The organism is Amycolatopsis xylanica, from assembly GCF_900107045.1.
Taxonomy (GTDB): domain Bacteria; phylum Actinomycetota; class Actinomycetes; order Mycobacteriales; family Pseudonocardiaceae; genus Amycolatopsis; species Amycolatopsis xylanica.
Window position 1 is genome coordinate 419,531 of sequence record NZ_FNON01000004.1, and the last position, 20,013, is coordinate 439,543.

7 protein-coding genes are annotated in these 20,013 nt (G+C 69.3%); all 7 read right to left on the reverse strand.

The features are described from left to right. Positions 1 to 48: 48 nt before the first annotated feature. From BLV57_RS20940 to BLV57_RS20990, 7 genes are read right to left on the reverse strand one after another with little or no spacing between them, the layout of a single operon-like run. The gene (locus tag BLV57_RS20940; protein WP_091291255.1) at positions 49 to 624 is read right to left on the reverse strand and encodes a type VII secretion system-associated protein; all 576 of its coding nucleotides are present in this window, start codon (positions 622 to 624) and stop codon (positions 49 to 51) included. Next, positions 621 to 14,420, reverse strand: a complete 13,800-nt coding sequence (locus BLV57_RS20945; RefSeq protein ID WP_143047110.1) for a hypothetical protein — start codon at positions 14,418 to 14,420, stop codon at positions 621 to 623. Before BLV57_RS20945 ends, BLV57_RS20940 begins: the two co-directional genes overlap by 4 nt. 24 nt (positions 14,421 to 14,444) lie before the next feature. Then, positions 14,445 to 14,759 (reverse strand): hypothetical protein, encoded by a 315-nt coding sequence (locus tag BLV57_RS20970; RefSeq protein WP_091291264.1) that lies wholly within the window; start codon positions 14,757 to 14,759, stop codon positions 14,445 to 14,447. Beyond that, positions 14,752 to 15,201: a hypothetical protein gene (locus tag BLV57_RS20975; RefSeq protein WP_091291266.1), complete on the reverse strand. Its 450-nt coding sequence runs from the start codon at positions 15,199 to 15,201 to the stop codon at positions 14,752 to 14,754. Before BLV57_RS20975 ends, BLV57_RS20970 begins: the two co-directional genes overlap by 8 nt. After that, on the reverse strand, positions 15,201 to 16,697 hold the full coding sequence (locus BLV57_RS20980) for a WXG100 family type VII secretion target (RefSeq protein ID WP_091291268.1): 1,497 nt from the start codon (positions 16,695 to 16,697) through the stop codon (positions 15,201 to 15,203). Before BLV57_RS20980 ends, BLV57_RS20975 begins: the two co-directional genes overlap by 1 nt. A gap of 3 nt (positions 16,698 to 16,700) precedes the next feature. Beyond that, positions 16,701 to 19,487, reverse strand: coding sequence for a hypothetical protein (locus BLV57_RS20985; RefSeq protein ID WP_091291270.1), 2,787 nt, complete (start codon positions 19,485 to 19,487; stop codon positions 16,701 to 16,703). Between the two features lie 45 nt (positions 19,488 to 19,532). Continuing rightward, positions 19,533 to 19,979 carry a hypothetical protein gene (locus BLV57_RS20990; RefSeq protein WP_091291271.1) on the reverse strand — a complete coding sequence of 149 codons (447 nt, stop codon included), beginning with the start codon at positions 19,977 to 19,979 and terminating at the stop codon, positions 19,533 to 19,535. Between the last annotated feature and the right edge of the window lie 34 nt (positions 19,980 to 20,013).

Below are 20,013 nucleotides of genomic sequence, written 5' to 3' on the forward strand. Positions count from 1 at the left end.
GCTGCTGGAGTCGTGAGTGTTCCGGCCGGTTAGAACCGGCCGGAACACTCACGAGCCTCCGGACCAGGTCGCGGTGCGCAGCCCCTCAGTCGGGGCCTCGACGGCCTCGTCGTCGAGCAGCATCGTCTCGCGCATGAAGTCGCCCGTGAGCCGTACGGCGGCAAGGCCGCCGGGGTTGATCAGCACGTCGACGTCGTCGGCCAGCAGTGACACCAGGTCTTCGAGATCGATGCGCAGCCACTCGGGCGCGGCGATCCGAGCGCGGTGCAGTTCCCCGCTCGCGACGACCACGCAAGCGTTTCCGTCAGGCGATTTGGTGATCAGCGGGCGCTCGTCGCCGTTCATGGCGATGTCGAACAGGGTGTCGCGCAGCATCAGCTGGATGTGGTCCGTCTTGGCCCGGCCCTGCAGCATCAGCCGCAGCACGGCGTCGAGCGGATCCGACGGCGCGTCCGGGCTCGACGGCACGTAGGCCGGGTTGGGCCGGAACCGGCCGAGCTTGCCGTCGGACTCCACCGGCCACAGGCCGACCACGGACGCGATCGGCGGCGCGGCGTCCTCCTCTGCGGGCCGCCACGCGGGGTCCATCAGCAGGAACCAGTTGTCCGGCGTCATGGCGGTCATGATGCTCCGTTCGGGGTGGGAGCGGCAGCGGGGACGAGGCGATCCGGCCGGTTCAACCACGCGGGCTGCGCGAACGGGCCGAGTTTCGGATCGGGGAACTGGCCGGGCTTCGGCACGATCAGCTGCTCCAGCCACGGCGGCAGCGTGACGTGGTGGACGACGCCGTCCCGGCCGAGCCAGTCGCGGGTGACCGTGCGGATCCGGTCGGCGTATTCGGGGTGCGAAGCCAGGAACGTCAGCGCGAGCGTCCACACCTCGTCGGCGCGCGGATGGGTCGCGACGGCCTCGGCGATGGCGGCGAGGTTCAGGTCGCCGGGGCGCAGCATGAGTTCGCGGAGCAGCGCGTTGATGACGCGCTGGCCGGCGTCCTCGACGGAGACCGCTTCGATCGGGCCGCCGAGAAGGTCGGCGCCCTGGGGAGCCGGGTTGACCGCGACGGGGTGCGGAACCGGCTGGGCCGGAGGTTCGGCTTGTATGCGTACGGGTTCGGGTTCGATGCGGGGAGGCGGGTCGAACCGCGGTGCGTCGAAGTCGACGTCGGGCTCGGGCTCGGGCTCGGGCTCGGGCTCGGGCTCGGGCTCGGGCTCGGGCTCGGAGTCATCGTCGCCGGAGTCGAAGTCCGGCTCGAAGTCGGTGTCCAGACCGAAATCGGGAACTTCAGGCCCGAAGTCCGGCATCACGAAGCCCAGACCGTCGAGCAAGTCGTCGTTGTCGTCGCTGTCATGGCGCACCGACCAGAGCGCCCGCGGCCGTCGCAGCCGTGAGGTCTCGGTGCGCTGCCCGTCCACCACATCGGACCACAGCACCGTCCGCCACTGTTTCGGCGATCCGGCGAGTTGTTCGGCCAACCGCGCCCGAGCCTCCGGGCTGCGGATCGGGCCGTCCTCCCACATCGCGCGCAGCTGATCGAGCGGCTTGGCCACGGCGGTTTCCCACACCGCGCCCCGGCCCGCCGCCAGGTCGCCCACGATCCGGGATCCTCGTTCCCAAGCGCCTTTCAGGCCTTCGGGCAAACTGCTGGTGCGCACCACCTCGGCCTTTCCGGAGCCGGCCTCGCTGAACACCTCGCTGCCCAGTGTCACGTGTTCGCCGGTCGGCGCGGGCGCGTGCCAAGCAGCCGTCAGTTCCTCGAAGAACGCGAAGCGGACGGGCGCCTCGGCGCGCAGTTTGTCCGGCTCGAGGAAGTAGACCATCGCGGTTTCCGCCAGGTCTTCGCTGGGGTTCGTGCCACCGTAGTCGGTGATCGGCCGTTCCCCGTCGAAGGCGATCTTGCCGTCCGACGTCCAAGCCCCGACCGCGGTGTTGAACGCGGGCTGCTCGTCCTTGAGTTCGCGGGCGATACGCTCGGCCGCCTTGCCGGAAAGTTCCCCTTCCCGCTTGACGAACACGTCCGGATGCCGCGCCTTCAACTCAGCGACGGCCGCCGCATGCCTCGGCGCGGTCTCCGCGAAGCTCGCGATGCCGAGCAGGTGCGCCTTGACCGAACCGACGAAGTCGTCCTTCGCGGTTTTGGCGTTGTTGTAAGGAGCTTCGGCGCCCTCGGCGAGCTTGGGCTTGCCGTCGGCGGTCCAGCTGCCGACCTTTCCGGTGAACTCAGGGAGCTTGTAGTCGAGCAGGCCGTGCGCGAGTTCGTGTGTGACGGTCGCCTGCACCTCTTTGGCGCCGCCACCGTAAGCCTTCGACACGAGCGCCAACGGATAGACCGCCATGCTCTTGTGCGAGGAGATGTACTCGCCAGTGGCCAACAGGTAAGGCTTCGTACCCTTGATCGCCTTGTTAAGCGCGCTGACGCTGACGACTTCCTGCGGGCTTCCCGCACGCGTCGAACGCGTACGCGCCTCACCGAGAATCGGCGCATAGTGCTCGAAAGCCGCCCGGACACCCCGCAACTCCTCGGGATTCCACTTGCGCGTCGCGATGGCGTCGCGCACCCGCCCCGGCGCGTCCGCGTGCGACTCGCGCACCGCGCGGACTCCTGCTTCGGAGTCCACCGTCGCACCGAACCGGGACCCGATCTCCTCCATGATCCCCTGGGCCTCGGCGTGCACGGCGGCTTCGTCCACATCCTTCGGGACCGCGACCTTCTCCTCGGGCCGCACCGGTTCCCCGGCCGTGCGAAGCGCGCCGCCGTCCTCGAAGTACCTGGTCCCGTCCTTGTTCAGGGTGACCTTGGTGTCCGGACCCCGGACTTCACCGTGATAACCATCGCCGCGGAGCAAGTCGGTCAGCTCGCCGAGCCTGCCGATCGCCGGATCGGCCACGTTGCAGCTCAGCCAAATGAGCGCGGCCTTCTGCCGCCAGCCGTCGCCGCCGGGCAGGCTCGTGCTCGACAGCAGCTTGACGGCATCCGCCGAGTCGAGCTTGACCTCCGCGCCGTCCGACTTGCGCCAGTACGAGAAACCGTCCTTGCCGTGGTGCATGGCGACGGTGTAGGCGTCGGGCTCGGTGACGAGATCGAGCTTGGTTCCCTCGCCGGGCTTGGGGAAGAAGACGCCCGCGACCTCGCCCGACCCGGTGCGCAGCGGTACGAAGTCCACATCGGACAGATCGTGCGCCGGGCCGAGCAGGGAGGACAGCGGGGTGATCTCGCGGGTGGGCTCGTCGGCGAGGGTGACGCTGTTTTCGGGGTCGGCGGGCTCGGGTTCGGTGGGCTCGGGGGTGATGGGCTCGGGGGTGGTTGTGGCTTCGTTGATGGACTCGGGTTTGACTTCCGGTTCCGGCTTCGCGGAGGCCTCGGTTTTGGGCTCGGCCTCGGGCTTGGCTTCGGCTTCCGGCGTGGGCTCGGCCTCGGTTTTGGACTGCTGCTCAGGCGCGGGCTCGACCTCGGGCTTGGCTTCGGCCGCTGGCGTGGGCTCGACTTGGGTCTTGGCTTCGGCTTCCGGCGTGAGACCAGCTTCGGCCTTGGACTGCCCTTCAGGCGCGGGCTCGACCACGGGCTTGGCTTCGACTCCTGGAGTGGGCTCAACTTCGGCCTTGGACTGCCCTTCAGGCGCGGGCTCGACCACAGGCTTGGCTTCGGCTCCTAGCGTGGGCCTAGCTTCGGCCTTGGACTGCCCCTCAAGCGCAGGCTCGACCTCGGGCTTGGCTTCGACTGCCGAGGTGGGCTCGGCGTCAGTCTTGGTCTGCGTTTCGGGCTTGGCTTCGGCTTCGAGTTTGATCTCGGCCTTGGCTTGCGCTTCGGCCTTCGCGGCCGCTTCTGCTTTGGCCTTGGCTTCCGCTTCGGCGCGAGCAACCTGCTCAGCCTTGGCCTGTTCGGCCATTTGGCGCGCGCGTTCGGGGGCCGCGGCGTCGATGCGCGCCTGCGCCTCGCGCGTCAACGCCTCACTGCGACGCTCGTTACGTGCTTCGGCCTCGCGAGCCGCTTGCTCCGCCTGCTGACGCTCCCGCTCCGGGCCGTTCGCTTCGGTGCGCGCTTTCGCCTCACGCGTCAATGCCTCGCGTCGACGTTCCTCGCGCGCCTCAGCCTCACGGACTGCTTGCTCCGCCTGCTGACGCTCCCGCTCCGGGCCATTGGCTTCGGTGCGCGCTTTCGCCTCGCGCGTCAGGTGCTCGCTCCTGCGCGCTTCGCGAGCTTCCGCCTCGGCCTTCGCCTTGGCTTCGGCCTCCGCCTCAGCGCGAGCTTTGGCTTCCTCCTTGGCCTTTGCTTCGGCCTCCGCCTCAGCGCGAGCTTTGGCTTCCTCCTTGGCCTTTGCTTCGGCCTCCGCCTCAGCGCGAGCTTTGGCTTCCTCCTTGGCCTTTGCTTCGGCCTCCGCCCGGGCCTTGGCCTCCGCTTCAGCCTTCGCCTTGGCCTCAGCTTCTGCCTCGGCACGAGCACTAGCTTCCGCCTCAGCTATGGCCTGTGCTTTGGCCTCCGCCTCGGCTTTAGCTTTGGCCTCAGCGCTGGCCCTGGCTTCCGCTTCAGCCTTGGCCTTGGCTTCCGCCTCGGCACGAGCCCTAGCCTCGGCTTCAGCCCTAGCCCTGGCTTCCGCCTCGGCACGAGCCTTAGCTTCCGCTTCTGCCTTGGCCTTCGCCTCGGCCTCGGCCTTGGCCCTGGCTTCAGCCTTGGCCTTGTCTTCTGCCTCCGCGCGAGCCCTGGCTTCGGCTTCAGCCTTGGCTTTCGCTTCCGCCTTGGCCTTGGCTTCCGCCTCAGCGCGAGCCCTAGCCTCCGCTTCAGCCTTGGCCTTCGCCTCAGCCTCAGCGCGAGCCTCCGCGTCAGCCTTGGCCCGAGCCTCAGCCGCCTCACGGGCGGCCTGCCGCTGCCTCGCCTGCTCGGCCTGCTGCCGTGCCCGCTCGGCCGCCACATCATCCAGCCGCGCCTGCGCCTCGCGGGTCAGGGCGTCGCGCTGGCGTTCCGCGCGCTCGGCAGCCTCGCGCGCCGCCTCCGGGTGCCGGACCTTGTCCAGCTCCGAGTCATAGGCCGCCTTGGCGCCCCACCACTTGCCCTCCGCCGCCTGCACGGCGGTCGCCGCGTCGTCCAGCGGGGCCGTGGACAGCGGCGGGTGCAGGGTCTGCTTGAGGCCTTCGTGCTTCTTGTACGCCTCGGTCCACTCCTTGCCCGCCTTCTGCAGCTCCGTCGCGGCGTCGGTGAGCGGCCGCGGCAACGCCGAAGTGTCGCGGTGGCGGACCACGTAACCGTCGTGGACAAGGAGATCCGCGACGCCTGCCTTGGCCGAACCCGCTTTCGGCCTGGCCACGAACCTGAACTCGACGTCGTGCAGATCGGCTCGGGTGAGCTTGCTGTCGGTCTTGATCTCGGTCGCGGACTGCGGGACCTTGGTCTTGTTCTTGGGCGCTCCGCCCTCGTTGACCTGGACCTTGTCCTTCGAAGCGACCGGGAGGTTGTACTCGACGCTGCCGGACATCGCGCTGAAGTTCTTGCGGCCCTCGGAGATGGTGTTCGCGTGGTTGGGCGCGCCGATGCCGCCGCTCGCCGCGGGGGCGACGATGTTGGCGGAATGGTCGCTGCCCGCCTTGACCTCGGTGACGTCGGCGTCGGAGGTCTTGATGTTGCCGTCGATCTCGACGCCGGCGCTGGTTCCCACCAGGCGCGGGTTGTTCTTCAGACGGGCGTGGATCTCGAGGTCGCGGTCGAGGCCGGGCGGCAGGGGCAGCACGAACTCGCCCTTGGCCATCGCGGGGAGGCCCGCCTTGATCGTCGCCGGGGTGATGCCCGCGGTGAGCGCGGCGATGGTCGCGGAGTCCACTTTGGAACCTGACCGCGTAATGGCCCGCTCGGCGCCTTCACGCAGGTCCGCCATGTCGCCGAAGTAGTGCTCGGCGGCGAACGTCCCGGTGTCCGGCAAGGGGGTGTGGCCGCGCGCGCCGCGCCAGTCGGAGGTCGCGGCGGGGCGGGCTTCGGTGCCGAACTGCGAGCGGATCGGGCCCGCCTCGCCGAGCCTGCCGTGTGACGGGTCCGGGAAGCTCTCTTCCGCGAGCTTCTGGATGGTCACCTCGCGCCTCGGCGACTTGTCGACGGCGACGACCTGGCTGGCGGTCTCGTGGCCGTTGACGTCGAGGCCCATTCCGCGCTGGACCTTGATCTCCAGCGCGAGGGTGCCGCGATAGTTCGCCATCGGGCCGGTGGTCGACTCGGTCTGTGAGTACGCGACCTCGCCCGTGTTCTTCTGCTTCGTGTCGCGCACGCCGAGATTGGTGCTCTCGGACAGGCCGGTCGTCAGCGAGCCGCTCGCCGCGCCGTGCTTGGCGGTCGGTGTGGTGCCGGGCGGGACCACGGACGGGTCGGTCTTCTGGCCGAACAGCGCGCCGGGGCGCAGGCTCGTGCCCAATCCGAGCAGGGTGCGGCCGGACGATTTGTGCTTGGTGTTCTCGATTTTCGCGACTTCTTCGGTCGACAGCTTGCCGACGTGGTCGATCCCGGAGAACGACGGCGGGTCGACGAAGCGCGCGCCGACGCTGACGTAATAGGTCTTGCCGGTGACCCGGTCTTCCAGCCGCAGCGGGGTGATTTGGCCGCCGTTGAGCGCATTGGGCGCCGAACGGTGCACATCGGACAGGAACCGGGTCAGCTCGCGGTGATTGTCGTGCGCGGTGTCCAAAGAAGACTTCGGCAGCAGGCGCTCGGCGGCCGACTCGCCCAGCGAAGCGGCGAGTTTGCGGCGCAGATGCGGGATCCGGTCGGTGAGATCGATCGTGGTGGTGATCGCGCCGAGGCCGACCGAGGTGCCCTTGGCCGTCACCAGCGAGTCCGGTGGCGCCAACGTCCGGCCGGGCGCGGGCGCGGCGGCGGGCGCTTCTCCCCTGACCGGGACCTCGTCGACGGTGGTGGCGTGCAGCTGCGCGGAGACCCGCTCCATCTCGGCGATCTGCGCGTCCGAGGCCCACATGAGCACCGAACCGTCCAGTTCGAACGCCTCACCGCTGCGCGCGACCTTCTTGTCCGGCAACAGGTCGAACCGGTCGAAGTTGCCCTTCGCCTTGGTCTCGGCGACCACCTCGGCCGCCAATCCGACCTTGACCAGCGTCTGCTTGACCGGCACGCCGTCTTCGACGGTGATCCGCTCCACGCTGGTCAGCTCACTGCCCTTGCCTTTGCCCCAGCGCGACGCCCACGGCGTGAACTCGCCGACCAGCACGCCGATCGCGTTGACCTTCGAACTCTTGGTGGTCGCGGCCTGGTCACTGGCCACAAAGGACACTCCACGGAACGTCACAGCCAGCGAATTTGAAACACCCTTGGACTTGCCGACTTTCGAAGCAGTACCAACGGTTTTCGCGTTCTCCTGGAACTCTTGCACCGAAACACGCTGCGGGTTGATCGGCGACAGCGCGACGGCGGCCTTGCCGTCGACGTCGGCCAGCCGCCTGCTGTAGTGCAGCCCGTCGATCACGATCGGCCTGGTGAACAGCCTGGGGTCGTTCTTCAGCGCGTTCGGCGAAAGCCGGTCGGAGATGAGCTTCGAGTTCTCTCCATCGGTGAACCGGAAGATCGGGTCCTTCGACGCGCTGACCAGCTGATCCTTGACCGAACCCTGCAAATGCTCTGTGCCGACCACGGCCAGGATCTCGGCGCCGTCCAGCACCCGCGACGACGGACCGCGCAGCCCGCTGATCGGGGTGTGGTCGTGCGGCCGCGTGTTGGCGCGCACGACGTCGACCGGGTCCGGCCTGGTGGTGCTGACCAGGTTCTCCGGCACGAGCACCCGGACCGGCATGCTTTGCGCGGCGAACGCCTCACCCCGAGGCCGGTGCACCAGCTCCGGCGCCGAGCGGCCGGGCAGCCCGAAGCTGAACCGCCGCGCCGCGGTGTTGACGCGGACATACGAGGTGATCTCCGGTGTCACGTTGAGCGTGCCCGCGAACGGGCGCAGGCTCTGCGAGTCGAGCGAACCGTCCTCTTTGAGCCCGTCGCCGTGCTTGCGGACGTCCGAGACCATGCCCTCGGAGTTGAGGTTGTGCGACTTAGACCAGATCCGGCTCGCCTTCGCCTCCGCGATGAACGTGCCGGTGGCCTTGCCGGTGACCCCGCGGACGCGGCCCTGCACGCCGCCGGTGACCGTGGTCTCGCGGCCGTCGGTGAACTTGCCGCCGGTCTTTTCCTTGACCTTGCCCGAGGTTTCGGCCTTGATCGGGTTCGACTCACCGGTCATGGTGAAGTCTGCGCGCAGCGTCACCGTGGTGTGGTAGTCGCGGAAGGTGCCCTTCTTGACCAGCGGGATTTGCAGGCCTTCGGGGGTGAGCATGGTGTCGAGCAGCGCGCCGAGGTGCGCGTCGGACATCGCCTTGCGTGCCTGCAGATCGCGGCTCAGTATCGCGTCGATGCTGTGGCCGATGCCCTTGGCGAACTCGGGATCGTCGAACTGACGGATGAACTTGTCGGAGCTGAGGTGATAAAGCTTGCGGCCGGGCACCTTCTGCAGCGCGTTGACGACCGTGCGATACACCTGGTCACCGCCGCTGAGGTCGTCCAGGTAGCTGCCGCCGAGCGAGTGCCCGGACTCGATGTGCTCCGGCGCGAAGTGCGTCCGCTCGTCGCCGGTGCGCACGACCTGACCGTCACCGTCGACCAGCCCGGCGGCGACGGCACGGTCGTGCGTGGTCACCTGGGTCGCGTCGATGGTGCCGGTCAGCGTCCGCGCGGCATGCCCCGGCGTGCGGACCTGCAGGTCGTAGACGGTCCGGTAGCGGACCATGTCGCCCTTGGTGCTGACCGAGTCCTTGGCGACCGACTTGTGCTCGAACGCCGCGGATTTGGTGCGGGAGTGGGAAAAACCGAACACCGGGCCGAGTGACAGGAACGCCACCTTGGCGTCGGCGCCCGCGCCGACCATGCCGCTGAACCCGCCGACGCGCTTCGCGCCGGTGGTGTTGGCGCCGCTGTTCTTGAGCGAGCCGATGTCGGTGTTCTTCGCGTCCGCGACGGTTTCGATGACCTCGACCTGCCTGGCGACGGCCCGCATCTCGACCATTCCCGACTTCGACGAGAACGAGGTCTTGGTCGGGCCCGGCGTCAGTGCGCCGGACCGCACCCAGCCCTTGTCGGGATGCGCGTCGCCGTCGAACACGGCCATCTCCGGCAGCTTCGCCTTGATGTTGCTGTCGTGCAGGAAGTCCTTCAAGACCTCACGCCCGACCGAGCCGATGCCGGTGAACTTGTCCTCGCCGATCGACCTGGCGACCTGGTCGAAGAAGCCGGCGCCACGGCTGGACACGGCCTCTTCGACGACGAACTTCGCGGGCGGCGCCTGGGTGAGGTCGTGCGGGGGCGCGGCCGGGGCCTTGAGCTGGGTCGGGACGTTGACGTCGACCGTGCCCGTGACCGAGTGGTCGATCCGCGGGCCGTCCGGGTTCGCGGGGTCCGCGATCCGGCCGACCGGCTGGTTCTTGGCGTCGGCGAGCGCGGTCGTCACCTTGACCGGCGCGGTGAACTCGGTGGACGCCTTGGCGACCTCGCCCTTGCTGCTCGAGCCGCCGTTGATGGTGTGCGACGCGTCCTGCGTCAGGCTCGCGGCGGGAGAACCCTGGAGGTTCAGTGAGGCGATCAACGGCGGGATGGCCGCGAACGCGCCGCCGACCGTGGCGTCCTTGTCCCGCGAGCTCTCGAGCTTGGCGGTGGTCTCGACGTCGGTCTTCGCGCTGAACTTCGCGGCGGCCGGATCGCCGTCGGGCGCCTTGGCGATCGCGTGGGGCCAGTCGAACTCGGCGCGCACCACCAGTTCCATCGGCTTGCCGCCGACGACCAGCTGGAACGGCCGCCCCTCGCCCATGAACGACAGGATGTTCGTGTCGACCTGCCGCTGGATGACGTCGAGCATCGGGTGATCACGCAACGCCGGGTAGGCCGCGACCAGCCCGGGCCGGATGTCCGCGCCGGCGGTCGGCCGGACCTGTTCGGCCGCGCCGGGCCCGCGGTTGTCGCGCACGTAGTCCGGGATGACCTCGTGCAGCGCCGCCGGGCCCTGCGGGGCGTGCTCCGGCCGGGGCGGGAGATTGTCGAGTTCGATGGTGTCGCCGCGCGGCGTGCTCGGGCCGCCGGGGTCGCGCGGCGGGTTGTTCGGATCGGGCTTGGGTGCGTCGGCCGGGGTGTGGAGTGAGGATTCGGGGCCTTCGCTGATGACGCGCGGCTCAACCTGCGGGAGCGTGCGCGGACGCGGGGGCGCGGTGAGCGTCTGGTCGATGACCGGGCCGGCGTTGCGCGAGATCTCGTCGATCTTGCCGAGGTCGCGTGCCGTGAGCGAGGCGTCGGTCCAGGCATTCGGCCCCATGATGCCCGGCTGATCGGTGCGGTTGAACAGCATCGCCTTGTTCTTGGCGCCCTCGCCGAGCCCGACGAAGTGGAACAGTTCGTGCAACGCACCGTTGACGGACCCGCGCACGTCCCACCGCAGCTGGTTGGTGCTCAGCTTTTCGTGCGGCAGCGAGGAATCGAACATCTTGACCGGCACACCACGCCCGGAGTCGGCATCCCAGCCGGGGAGTGTCTCGCCGGGTGTCTTGGCGTCGAGGGTCACGTGCAGCTGGTCGCCGTTGGCGAACCGGTATCGCTCGTTGAAATGCGTGTCGAGCGCCCGCTGGATCTCGGCGGCACGGTCGCGCCGCGCCTGCGGGCCGACGGATTCGGAGACGAGGTCGATCGGGATGGTGAACTCGCGGATCCACTTCCCCGGCGCGGCTTCGAACCGGCGGAGGTCGAAGCGGATCTGGGTGATCTTGCCGGACAGTTCGCCGCCGCCGGTGCGGCCGGTGCTGTCCGGATCGAAGCGTTCGGCGCTGTACCGGGTCGGGTGGGCGGCGTCGCGACGCTCCTGCCAGGACGACTGCGGGAGGAAGGTGTCCGGGGCGTGCTCGGTGGGGGTGTTGAGGCGGTGCTCGGGTGCGCCCGCGGCGAGGTGGGCGGCGACGACCGCGGCCTGCGCGTCGGGGAGGGTGACGGGTTCCTCGTGCTTGCCGAGCTGGGGCTTGGCCGGTTTGTCCATTGTGGACGGGATGGGCTTGGCGGGCTCGGCGGGGGCTTGGATCGTTTCCGGCCTGGGGGCCGGTGGCTTGGGCTGGGCGGGCTGGGCGGGCGCGGGGTTCGCGGCGGGCGGCTGGCTCGATGCGGTGTTGGTCGAGTTGGTGTTGGACGGGGTGGTGTTGGCCGGGGCGGGCTGCGGGGCCGGGGACGGGCTGGGAGGGGGTGGTGTGGTCGAGGTTTTGGGCGGGGCGGGCTGGGCGGCTGGGGTGGTGGGCGGGTTCGAAGTGGAGGTCGTGCTGCTGGCCGAGTTGGAAGTGGCGGCTGGGCTGGCCGAATTCGAGGTGGAGGCGGGCGAGCTGTTCGGCGAGTTCGAGCCGGATGAAGGCTGGCTCGCCGGGGTCGGCGCGGGAGCCGGGCCAGCGTTGGCTGAACTGTTCGGGCCGGATGAAGGCTGGCTGGTCGGGGCGGGAGCCGGGCCAGCATTGCCCGAACTGCTCGGGCCGGACGAAGGTTGGCTGGTCGGAGTCGGCGCGGGAGCCGTGTTGCTCGAACTGCTCGGGGCGGATGAAGGCTGGCTGGCCGGCGCGGGAGCGGCGTTGCCCGAAGTGACCGGGGCAGGCAAAGGCTTGGCCGGGGCGGGCTGGGTTGGGGCAGACTGAGCGGGCGGGGCGGCCGAGGGCTGGGTGGCCGAGTTGGTGGCAGGGCTCGCAGCGGGACCCGAGCCTGAACTCGGGGTCGGGCTCGAAGACGGTGCCGGGCCGGTGTTTCCCGAAGTGACGGGAGCGGGCGGCGCGACCGAAGGCTTGACCGGGGCAGGCTGAGCAGGCGCGGGCTGGCTGGCGGGGCCCGAAGATGGCGTCGGGCTGGCGTTTCCGGTGGGGACGGGCGCCGAGGGCTTCGCCGCCGCGGGTGAGGGGGCCGGGGATTGGCTCGCCGAGCCGTTCGGCTGGTTCGAAGAGGCTGCGGGGGAAGCGCTGTTGTTCGTGGAGCCAGAGGTCGCCGAGTTGCTCGCCGGACTCGAGGTGGCCGAGCCCGCTGCGGAGGAAGCCGGGCCACCCGACGAGGCCGGAGTGCCCGCCGATCCCGAGCCCGCTGAGGACGAAGCGGGATTGGCCGATCCCGAGCCCGAAGAGGACGCCGCGGAGCTGGCGGGTCCCGAGGAAGACGACGCAGAGTTGGCCGGTCCCGACGAAGACGACGCAGAGTTGGCCGGTCCCGACGAAGACGACGCGGAGTTGGCCGGTCCTGAGGAGGACGAGGGCGGGTTGCCCGCCGACGTCGAAGTGGCTGGGCTGGCCGACGATGTCGTCGGGGCGCTCCCGGTCGAAGACGAGGCCGGGCCGGACGAGGGCGACACGGGGTTGCCCGTCGAGGGCGAGGCGTTCGGTGTACCGGCCGAAGACTGGGTCGGCACCGCGGGCCCGCCCGAATTCGACGGCGTGCCCGTCCCGGAAGCGGGACCGCCCGACGTGACCGGGGCGGGCTGCGTCGACCCACCCGGCGAGGACTGCGCCGGTCCCCCTGCGACAGGCTGCCCACCGGTGACCGGAGCGCCCGACCCATTCGCGGCCGGGGCATTCGAGCCGCTGGTCACCGGTGCGGGCTGGCCGACGCCGCCGCCGACGGAACCGCTCTGCGAATCCGGTCCCGTGGACTGCCCGGCTTCCTGCGAACCGGGCTGACCAGCGCTGTTCGTACCCGGCGGGGTGGACTGGCCCGCACCGTTCGAACCCTGCGAGCCCTGGCCAGAGCCATGCGAACCAGTGCCCTGCCCATCGGCCTGCGAGGAACCATTGGTGCCCTGCGAACCCTGGCCCGCGGGCTGCCCCGAGCCATCCGAGACCTGCGAGCCCGGCTCTGTGGATTGCCCAGCCCCATTCGAGCCCTGCGAGCCCGTCCCGGTCGGTTGCCCGGCGCCATCTGAACCTTGCGAACCAGATCCCGTGGACTGCCCCGAGCCATCCGAGGTCTGCGAACCCGGCCCCGTGGACTGCCCAGAACCATTCGAGGCCTGCGAACCCGGCCCCGTGGACTGCCCAGAACCGTTCGAAGCTTGCGAACCCGTGCCAGTGGACTGCCCATCGCCATCCGAGGTCTGCGAATCCCCCGTGGACTGCCCGGTGTCGTTCGACCCCGTCGAGTGCCCGGTGCCCTTCGAGCCCTGCGAATCCGCGCCCGTGAACTGCCCAGAACCCTTCGAGCCCGACCCCTCGGAACCGGAGTGCCCGGAACCCGGACCATCCGCAGACGATCCCTCCGACGGAGCATCCTTCACGCTCGAAGGACCGTCCGGGGTGAACACCGACCCGACCGGCTTGCCGTCGTCGACGACCTCGTGCCCCGACGGGCCTTCGCTTTCGGACTTGGGACCGTCCGGAATGGACTTACCGCTACCGGGAAGGTCCAGTGTGGCCAGCTTGTCCTTCACCGACGGGCCGCCCCCGCCCTTGACGCCTTCTCCCCCGCCCTTGGCGCCGCCGCCTTTCTTGCCACCGCCGCCGTCATACGGGCCCATGGCGCTGAGGATGCCGTCCCACATGTTGCCTTCGGTGTTGCCGGTGGCCGCGTTCACCGCGGGGTTGGTGAACGCGACCATCGCCACCTGGCCACCCGCGTAACCACCGTGCCCGATCCCGCGCAGGTAACCGGGGACCTCCTTGCCGCTGCCCTTCGGCGGGAGGCCCTTGCGGAAACCCTTGCCCGCGCCGCGGAAAACGCCGAAACCAGCGCCGCCGATGGCGCCGCCGATCGCCGAGTTGCCGACCGACTTCCAGTCGATCTCGTCGCGGCCGCCCGCGGCCTTCTGGCCCGCTTGGATTCCGAGGTCGAGGCCGACCATGAAACCGGCGCCGCCCGCGGCGTACTTGGCGATGGTGAAGGCGAACTTGCCGAGCGCCATCGCGGCCTGCTTGAAGGTGATCTGGGCGACCTTCGCCAGCAGTTCCTTGAGGATCGCGGCCAGCCCCACGCGCGCGGCCGCGAGCACGCTCGGGACGAAGATGGCGCCGAACAGCGAGGCCAGCAGGGAGATCACCGTGGCCAGCGCCATCGCGGCCATCGCGATGAGCATGATCTTGGCCTTCTGGATGTCCGCCGCGGTCGCCTTGGTCTCCTTGGCGAACTCCTTCGACTGGCCGATCAGCTCTTCGATCGATTTGTAGATGTCGCCGCCGATGAAGTCGACGATGCTCTCGGCCGTGTTGCCGTTCATCGCGCGGTCGATGTCGCCGGCGGCCTTCTTGACGTCGGTCGCGGTGACGCCCAGCTCGGTCGCGAACTCCGACCAGGCGCGGCTCATGTCCTTGAGCCCGCCCTCGCTGCCCTCCGGCCACTCCATGCCGAGAGTGACCTTGAAGAACTTCTGCAGGCCATCAGGCAGCTGAGTGGTCTCGTCAGCACCACTCATAGCTGCCTCCTCACCGTGACCTCGTTAAGCGGATTTGTCGATTCTTTCGGCGTTTTCCTGGTCGACGCTTTCGAAGATCTCCACCGATTTGTCGACCTCGTCGCAGACTCCGAGTATTCCGTCGACCGTGTCCTTGATGCCGGTCCTGGCCTCGGTGGACGGTTGCCGGTAGCTCTTTTCGAAACCCTTGCCGATGTCGTCGTCGCCCCAGCACCCGTCATGGCGGTCCAGGGTTTCCGTCAGCTTCGTGAAAGCTCCGGAAAGGCGGCGACCCGATGCTTTGAGATCGCGGGTCGCCTGGCCGACACCGTCGGGGTCGAGAAAGAATTCCTCAGCCATCGCGCTGCTCCTTCTTCCGGTCGTCGAATCCGTCGATTCCTTCGAGCATCGGGGCGAGCAGCGCGTCGACCATTTCCTGCGGGTCGACCTTTCCGGTCGCGAGCCCGGCGAGATCGAGGCCGGGTACCGCGGTCATGCCCATCAGCTCGGTCATCTTCTCCATGCTCTGCGCACGGCCACGCTGCAAGGTCTCGACGAGCACGCTGGCCAGCTGCGCCGGCGCGAGCCCGCGATAGCGGTCGCCGTTGAACACCAGGTCGACGAGTTCGCCGCGGCCGTCGAACGTCATCGCGAGCGACTGGTCCTTGGCGCGGACCGTGGTGCGCTCCTCTTTCCACAGCTTGCCCAGCTCGCCGAGCTTGCGCCGCTCGTCCTCCATGGTGGCCAGCGCGTCGGCGGCCATGCGGTCGAGGTCGAAGACCCCGGAATCCGGTTCTGGCATCAGATCCTCCTCGACGGCGAACCGGTCAGGTCCGCGGGCAGCAAGTCGGTGAGCGGCACCTCGGGCTCGGGTTTCCTTGCCGGGCGGCCGATCGCGGCAGGCGCGCCGATCGCGGGGTCCCAGACGTCCGGGTCCTCGGTCAGCATGGCATCGACGTCGCGTTCGGTGTCCTGGTCGGTGCCGCGCAGGCCGCCCATCATCATCGGGGCCATCGGCATGCCACCGGTCGCGGCGGCATGCGACGACGCCGCCGCGACCGGCGTGGCACCTCCCGAAGTCATCGAGTAGCCACCGGTCGGCAGCGCCGCGAGTTCCGCGGGCAGCGGCCGGACCGGTGCCTGGTTCGCCAGTGGCGCGACCTCGACCGAAGGCAGCCGGATCCCGCCCGTCGACGCCGATCCCGTCGCCACGGCGTGCTTGGGCGCCGCGATCTCCGACGGTCCATTCGCGACGGATGCGATCGGCTTGTCGACCACCGGAACGTCCGTTGTGGACACTGTGACCGGCTTGACGCCCTGCACAGGAGCGACCGGCTCGGCGATCGCCTGCTCCTTGACCGCGGCATTCGTGGTCGTGGTCGTCTGCTTCTTCTCCGGCTTGCGGCCGACCACCGCGCCGGGCATCACCAGCGGAGCACCCACAGTGGACGGAGCCGCGGCACTGCGCTGAGCCGGTTGCCCCAGCACCGGCGGCACAATGTCCACAGTGGGCTGGAAGACCTTCTGCACACCGGACGCCTGCTGCGCGGGAGCGGTCACCATCTGCCCGGACGACGAGGCCTGACGGAGCAGCGAACCCCCGGTGGCGGTCTTGGCCATCCCGCCGACGAGCAGCCCGGCTCCCAGGAAGCCGCCACCGCCCGAGCTACCTCCGCCACCTGTCGCGTACTTCGCGGTCTCCGGGTTGCCAGTGTCCGGACCGCCATCGCCGACGACGTCGGTCACGGTGTTCTGGGTGCCGGGCGCGTCGGGGGCGTCGACCGGCGGCGCCATCCCGGAGCCGATTTGCTGGTACGCCTGGGAAAGATCGCTCACGATCTGCAACGCGCGTTGCTTCTGGTCCTGTCCCACTACCTCGGGCGCGGGGGCCTCCGGCGCCGGCGGCGCGCTGTCCTGCTCGGCCTTCGCCAGTTGCAGGTCACGCATGCGCTGCTGATGCATGGCGAGCTGGTCGCCCGCCTGCCGCAGCAACGTGCCGTAGCCCGGACTCTGGATCGTCTGCAGCAGCGAGGTGATCCGGGCGGTCAGTTCGTAGACGACGTTGCCGAAGCTCTCCGCGACCTGCCCGTCCCAGAAGTCCTGCATCGCCCGTTCTTCGCGGCGTACCTGGTCGAGCACCTCCTGCAGCCGCGCGCCTGCCTGATCGAAAGCGGCCGCACGCTGGTAGAACACCTCGGGCCCGACCTCGTTGATCAGCTGCGCGAGCTGCTCGAAGCTCAGCCCGGACAGCGACTCGATCCCCTCGGGCGGCGGGGGATCCGCGGAGACGTAACCCACCGGTCAGCTCCTTCCCAGCACCGGGGACGGCGGTGAATCGGTGCCCTCGCCGTCGTCCCACATGCCCTGTTCGGCCTGCAGCCAGATCTGTGGTTCGCGTTCCTTCTCGCCCTGGCCCATGCCACCCATGCCGCCGCCCATGCCACCCATCGGCATGCCCGGTGACATGCCCTGGCCCGGGCTGGTGGCGGTCAGTCCGCCGACCGTGCTGATCTGGGTCGCCGCGGTGACCGGCATGCCCGGCACGGAAAGCCCGCGCGAGCGCGCGACATCGGTGTCGAAGCGGGTCAACGGTTCCGCGGCGACGCCCCCGCCGACGCCTACTCCACCGCCACCGCCGCCGTGCCCGGAGCCGCCTCCGCCGCCACCGCCCAATTTGGACAGTGCCTCGTTGGCGCGTGCCTTGGCGTCCGCGAGACCACCGTCGCTGGACGCCGTCTTCCCCTCACCGAGGAAGCTCTCCAGCGCGGACTTCTGACGGCTGGAGGCGTCGATGCCGTCGATGGCCTTGTTGGCGGCTTCCTTGGCGTCGGCCAACGCCTGCCGTTGCTCGGCGCTGTCGCCGGGCTTGCCGAGCGTGTCGATGGCCTTGTCCGCGGCGGCTTTCGCCTCGTCCATGGCCTTCTGGTGATCGGGGCTCGACGGGTCGCTCGACGTGAGTTTGTCGATGGCGTCGTTCGCGGCCGCCTTCGCCGCGTCCAGCGCGTGCTTCTGATCGGGGCTGTCACCCGGCTTGCCGAGCTTGTCGATGGCCTTGTCCGCGGCGGCCTTCGCATCCTCGACGGCCTTGTAGTGCTCGGGGTTGGACGCCTTGTCGATGGCGTCGTGCGCCGCTTCCTTCGCGGCTTCGAGCGCGGCCTTCTGCTCCGGGCTGTCGGCGGGCTTGCCCAGCGCGTCGATCGCCTTGTCGGCCGCCGCTTTCGCGTCGTCCAGTGCCTTCTGGTGCCCGGGCGAGTGCGGATCGGACTTGGCCGCGTCCTCGATCGCCTTGTTGGCGGCGTCCTTGGCCGCTTCGAGCGCGTGCTTCTGCTCGGGACTGTCTCCCGGCTTGCCCAGCGCGTCGATCGCCTTGTCCGCAGCCGCCTTGGCCTCCTCGATGGCCTTGGCCTTCTCGGGGTTGGCGAGCTTGTCGATGGCGTCGTTCGCGGCGTTCTTGGCGTCTTCGAGCGCCTGCTGCCGCTCGGGGCTGTCGCCGGGTTTGCCGAGCGCGTCGATGGCCTTGCCCGCGGCCGCCTTGGCGTCGTCGAGTGCCTTCTTCGCGTCCGGGCTCTGGCCGCCACCGCCCGCGCCGCCCCCCTTGCCGAGATCGTCGATCGCCTTGTTGGCGGCCTTCTTCGCCTCGTCGAGCGCCTTCTTGCGCTCCGGGTCGTCGGTGCCCTTGGACAGGTCGTCGATGGCCTTGCCCGCGGCGTTCTTCGCGTCGTCGAGCGCCTTCTTGTCCGCCGAGCCGGGGCCGTCGGAGGACGTCGGCGGCTTGCCGAGCCCGTCGATCGCGTCGTTGGCGGCCTTCTTGGCGTCTTCGAGTGCCTTCTGACGGGCAGCGCTTCCCTTGTCGCCACCGCCGGCGCCGCTGCCACTGCCGCCGCCCGCACCGGTCGGCATGCCGCCACCGGTGTCGCCCGCGCCACCGCCCGTGAGACCGTCGATCGCCTTGCCCGCGGCGGCTTTGGCGTCGTCCAGCGCCTTCTGCCGCGCGGCGTCGCCGTTGTCCCCACCGGCGCCCGATCCGGAACCGGAGCCCGAGCCGGGTCCGTCGGACGACGTCGCCGGGCCACCGCCCTTGCCGGAGCCGGAACCAGAGCCCTTGCCCAGGCCGTCGATCGCACCGTCGGCGGCCTTCTTGGCCTCTTCGAGGGCCTTCTTGCGCTCGGGGTCGTCGGTCTTGTTCGCGAGGTCGTCGATGGCCTTGTTCGCCGCGTTCTTCGCGTCGTCGTAGGCCTGCTTCTCCTTCTCGCTCGGGCCGTTCCCCGAACCAGAGCCGGAGCCCGAACCGGAGCCAGAGCCCGACGACTCGTCATCGCTCGAATCGTCCTTCTTGTCGTCTTTCTTATCGTCCTTCTTGTCATCTTTTTTGTCGTCGGGCTTGCCGTCGCCGCTACCGTTGAACCGCGGGTCCTCCGACTTGGCCAGCCCGTTGACGATGCGCAGCGGCATCAGGTCCTGGCCGCGCTCGGTGTACTGGTTGCCGAGCCCCTTGAACTGCTCCTGCAACTCCTTGATCAGCTTGATCTCCGACTGCGCGCGGGCGTTGGTCGCGTCCGCGATCGTCTGGTTCTGCAGCCGGGTGATCTCGTCGGCGTCGGTGGCCGCCGCGACCGCGGCTTTCCCGGCGTCTTCGATCTTCTTGATCGCCTCTTCCCTGACCCGGTGCGACTCCTCGACCGTCTCCCACCACCGGGTGGCGAACGCCTGGATGGCGTGCCCGATGTTGCCGATGGTCAGGCCGTACTTCTTGGTCTCCAGCGTCTGGTAGAGGTCTTCGCTCTCCTTCAGCAGGTCGGTGGCGTACTTGTTGAACGCGTCACCGGCCTCGCCCTCCAGCGCGTCCTTCATCGCCTTGATCTGCGCGCCGAACTGGGTGTTGATGTCGCCCAGCCGTTTCGTGGCCGCGTTGAACTCGGTCTCGAAGTCGTACCAGGCCTCGGCCGTCTTGTTGCTCGACGCGCTGCCGCCGTGCGTCAGCTCGGCCGTGACCTCGTCGAGCGCGGTCCAGTTCGAATACTGGCCGACCTCCAATCCCGGCGCGGACTGGTTGTAGTCGCCGACCAGGTGCGTGGTCTTATCGGCCATGGCTAAGTGATCCTCACCGGGGAAAGGGACGCTGGACGGCTGGTGCTACTTCTTCTTGCCCGGGTACAGCGCGTCGTCGTAGCCGTCGCCGTCGGTGGCGTTGTCCTTGTCGTCCTTCGGGTCCGTGAAGTTGCCCTGCTCCGACTCGGTGTTCTCGTCGAGCTTCACGATGTCGTCGCGGATGTGCTTCTTCAGCTCGCCGATGCTCTCGCTGACCTTCTTGGCGTTGTCGCCGTCGAGGTTGGTGAAGTCCTTGGCGATCTTGGTGAGCGTGGTCTCCATCTCCTCGAGCGCGAGCTTGAGGTGCTCCGCGTGCGCGACGACGCCGTTGCGGCGGTCGTCGACGATCCGCTCCAGCCATTGCGCGAGCGGGAACTTGCCGGCGTTGGGCCAGTTCGCCTTCAGCTCGGTGAAGGCCTTCATATCGTCCATAATGGACCCGAGCTTGCCCGCCGCGTCCGTGATGGCCTTGGCGTCGAATTTCGTGGACATGACACTCCTTCACTGCTGGCTGGGGATGGAGCGG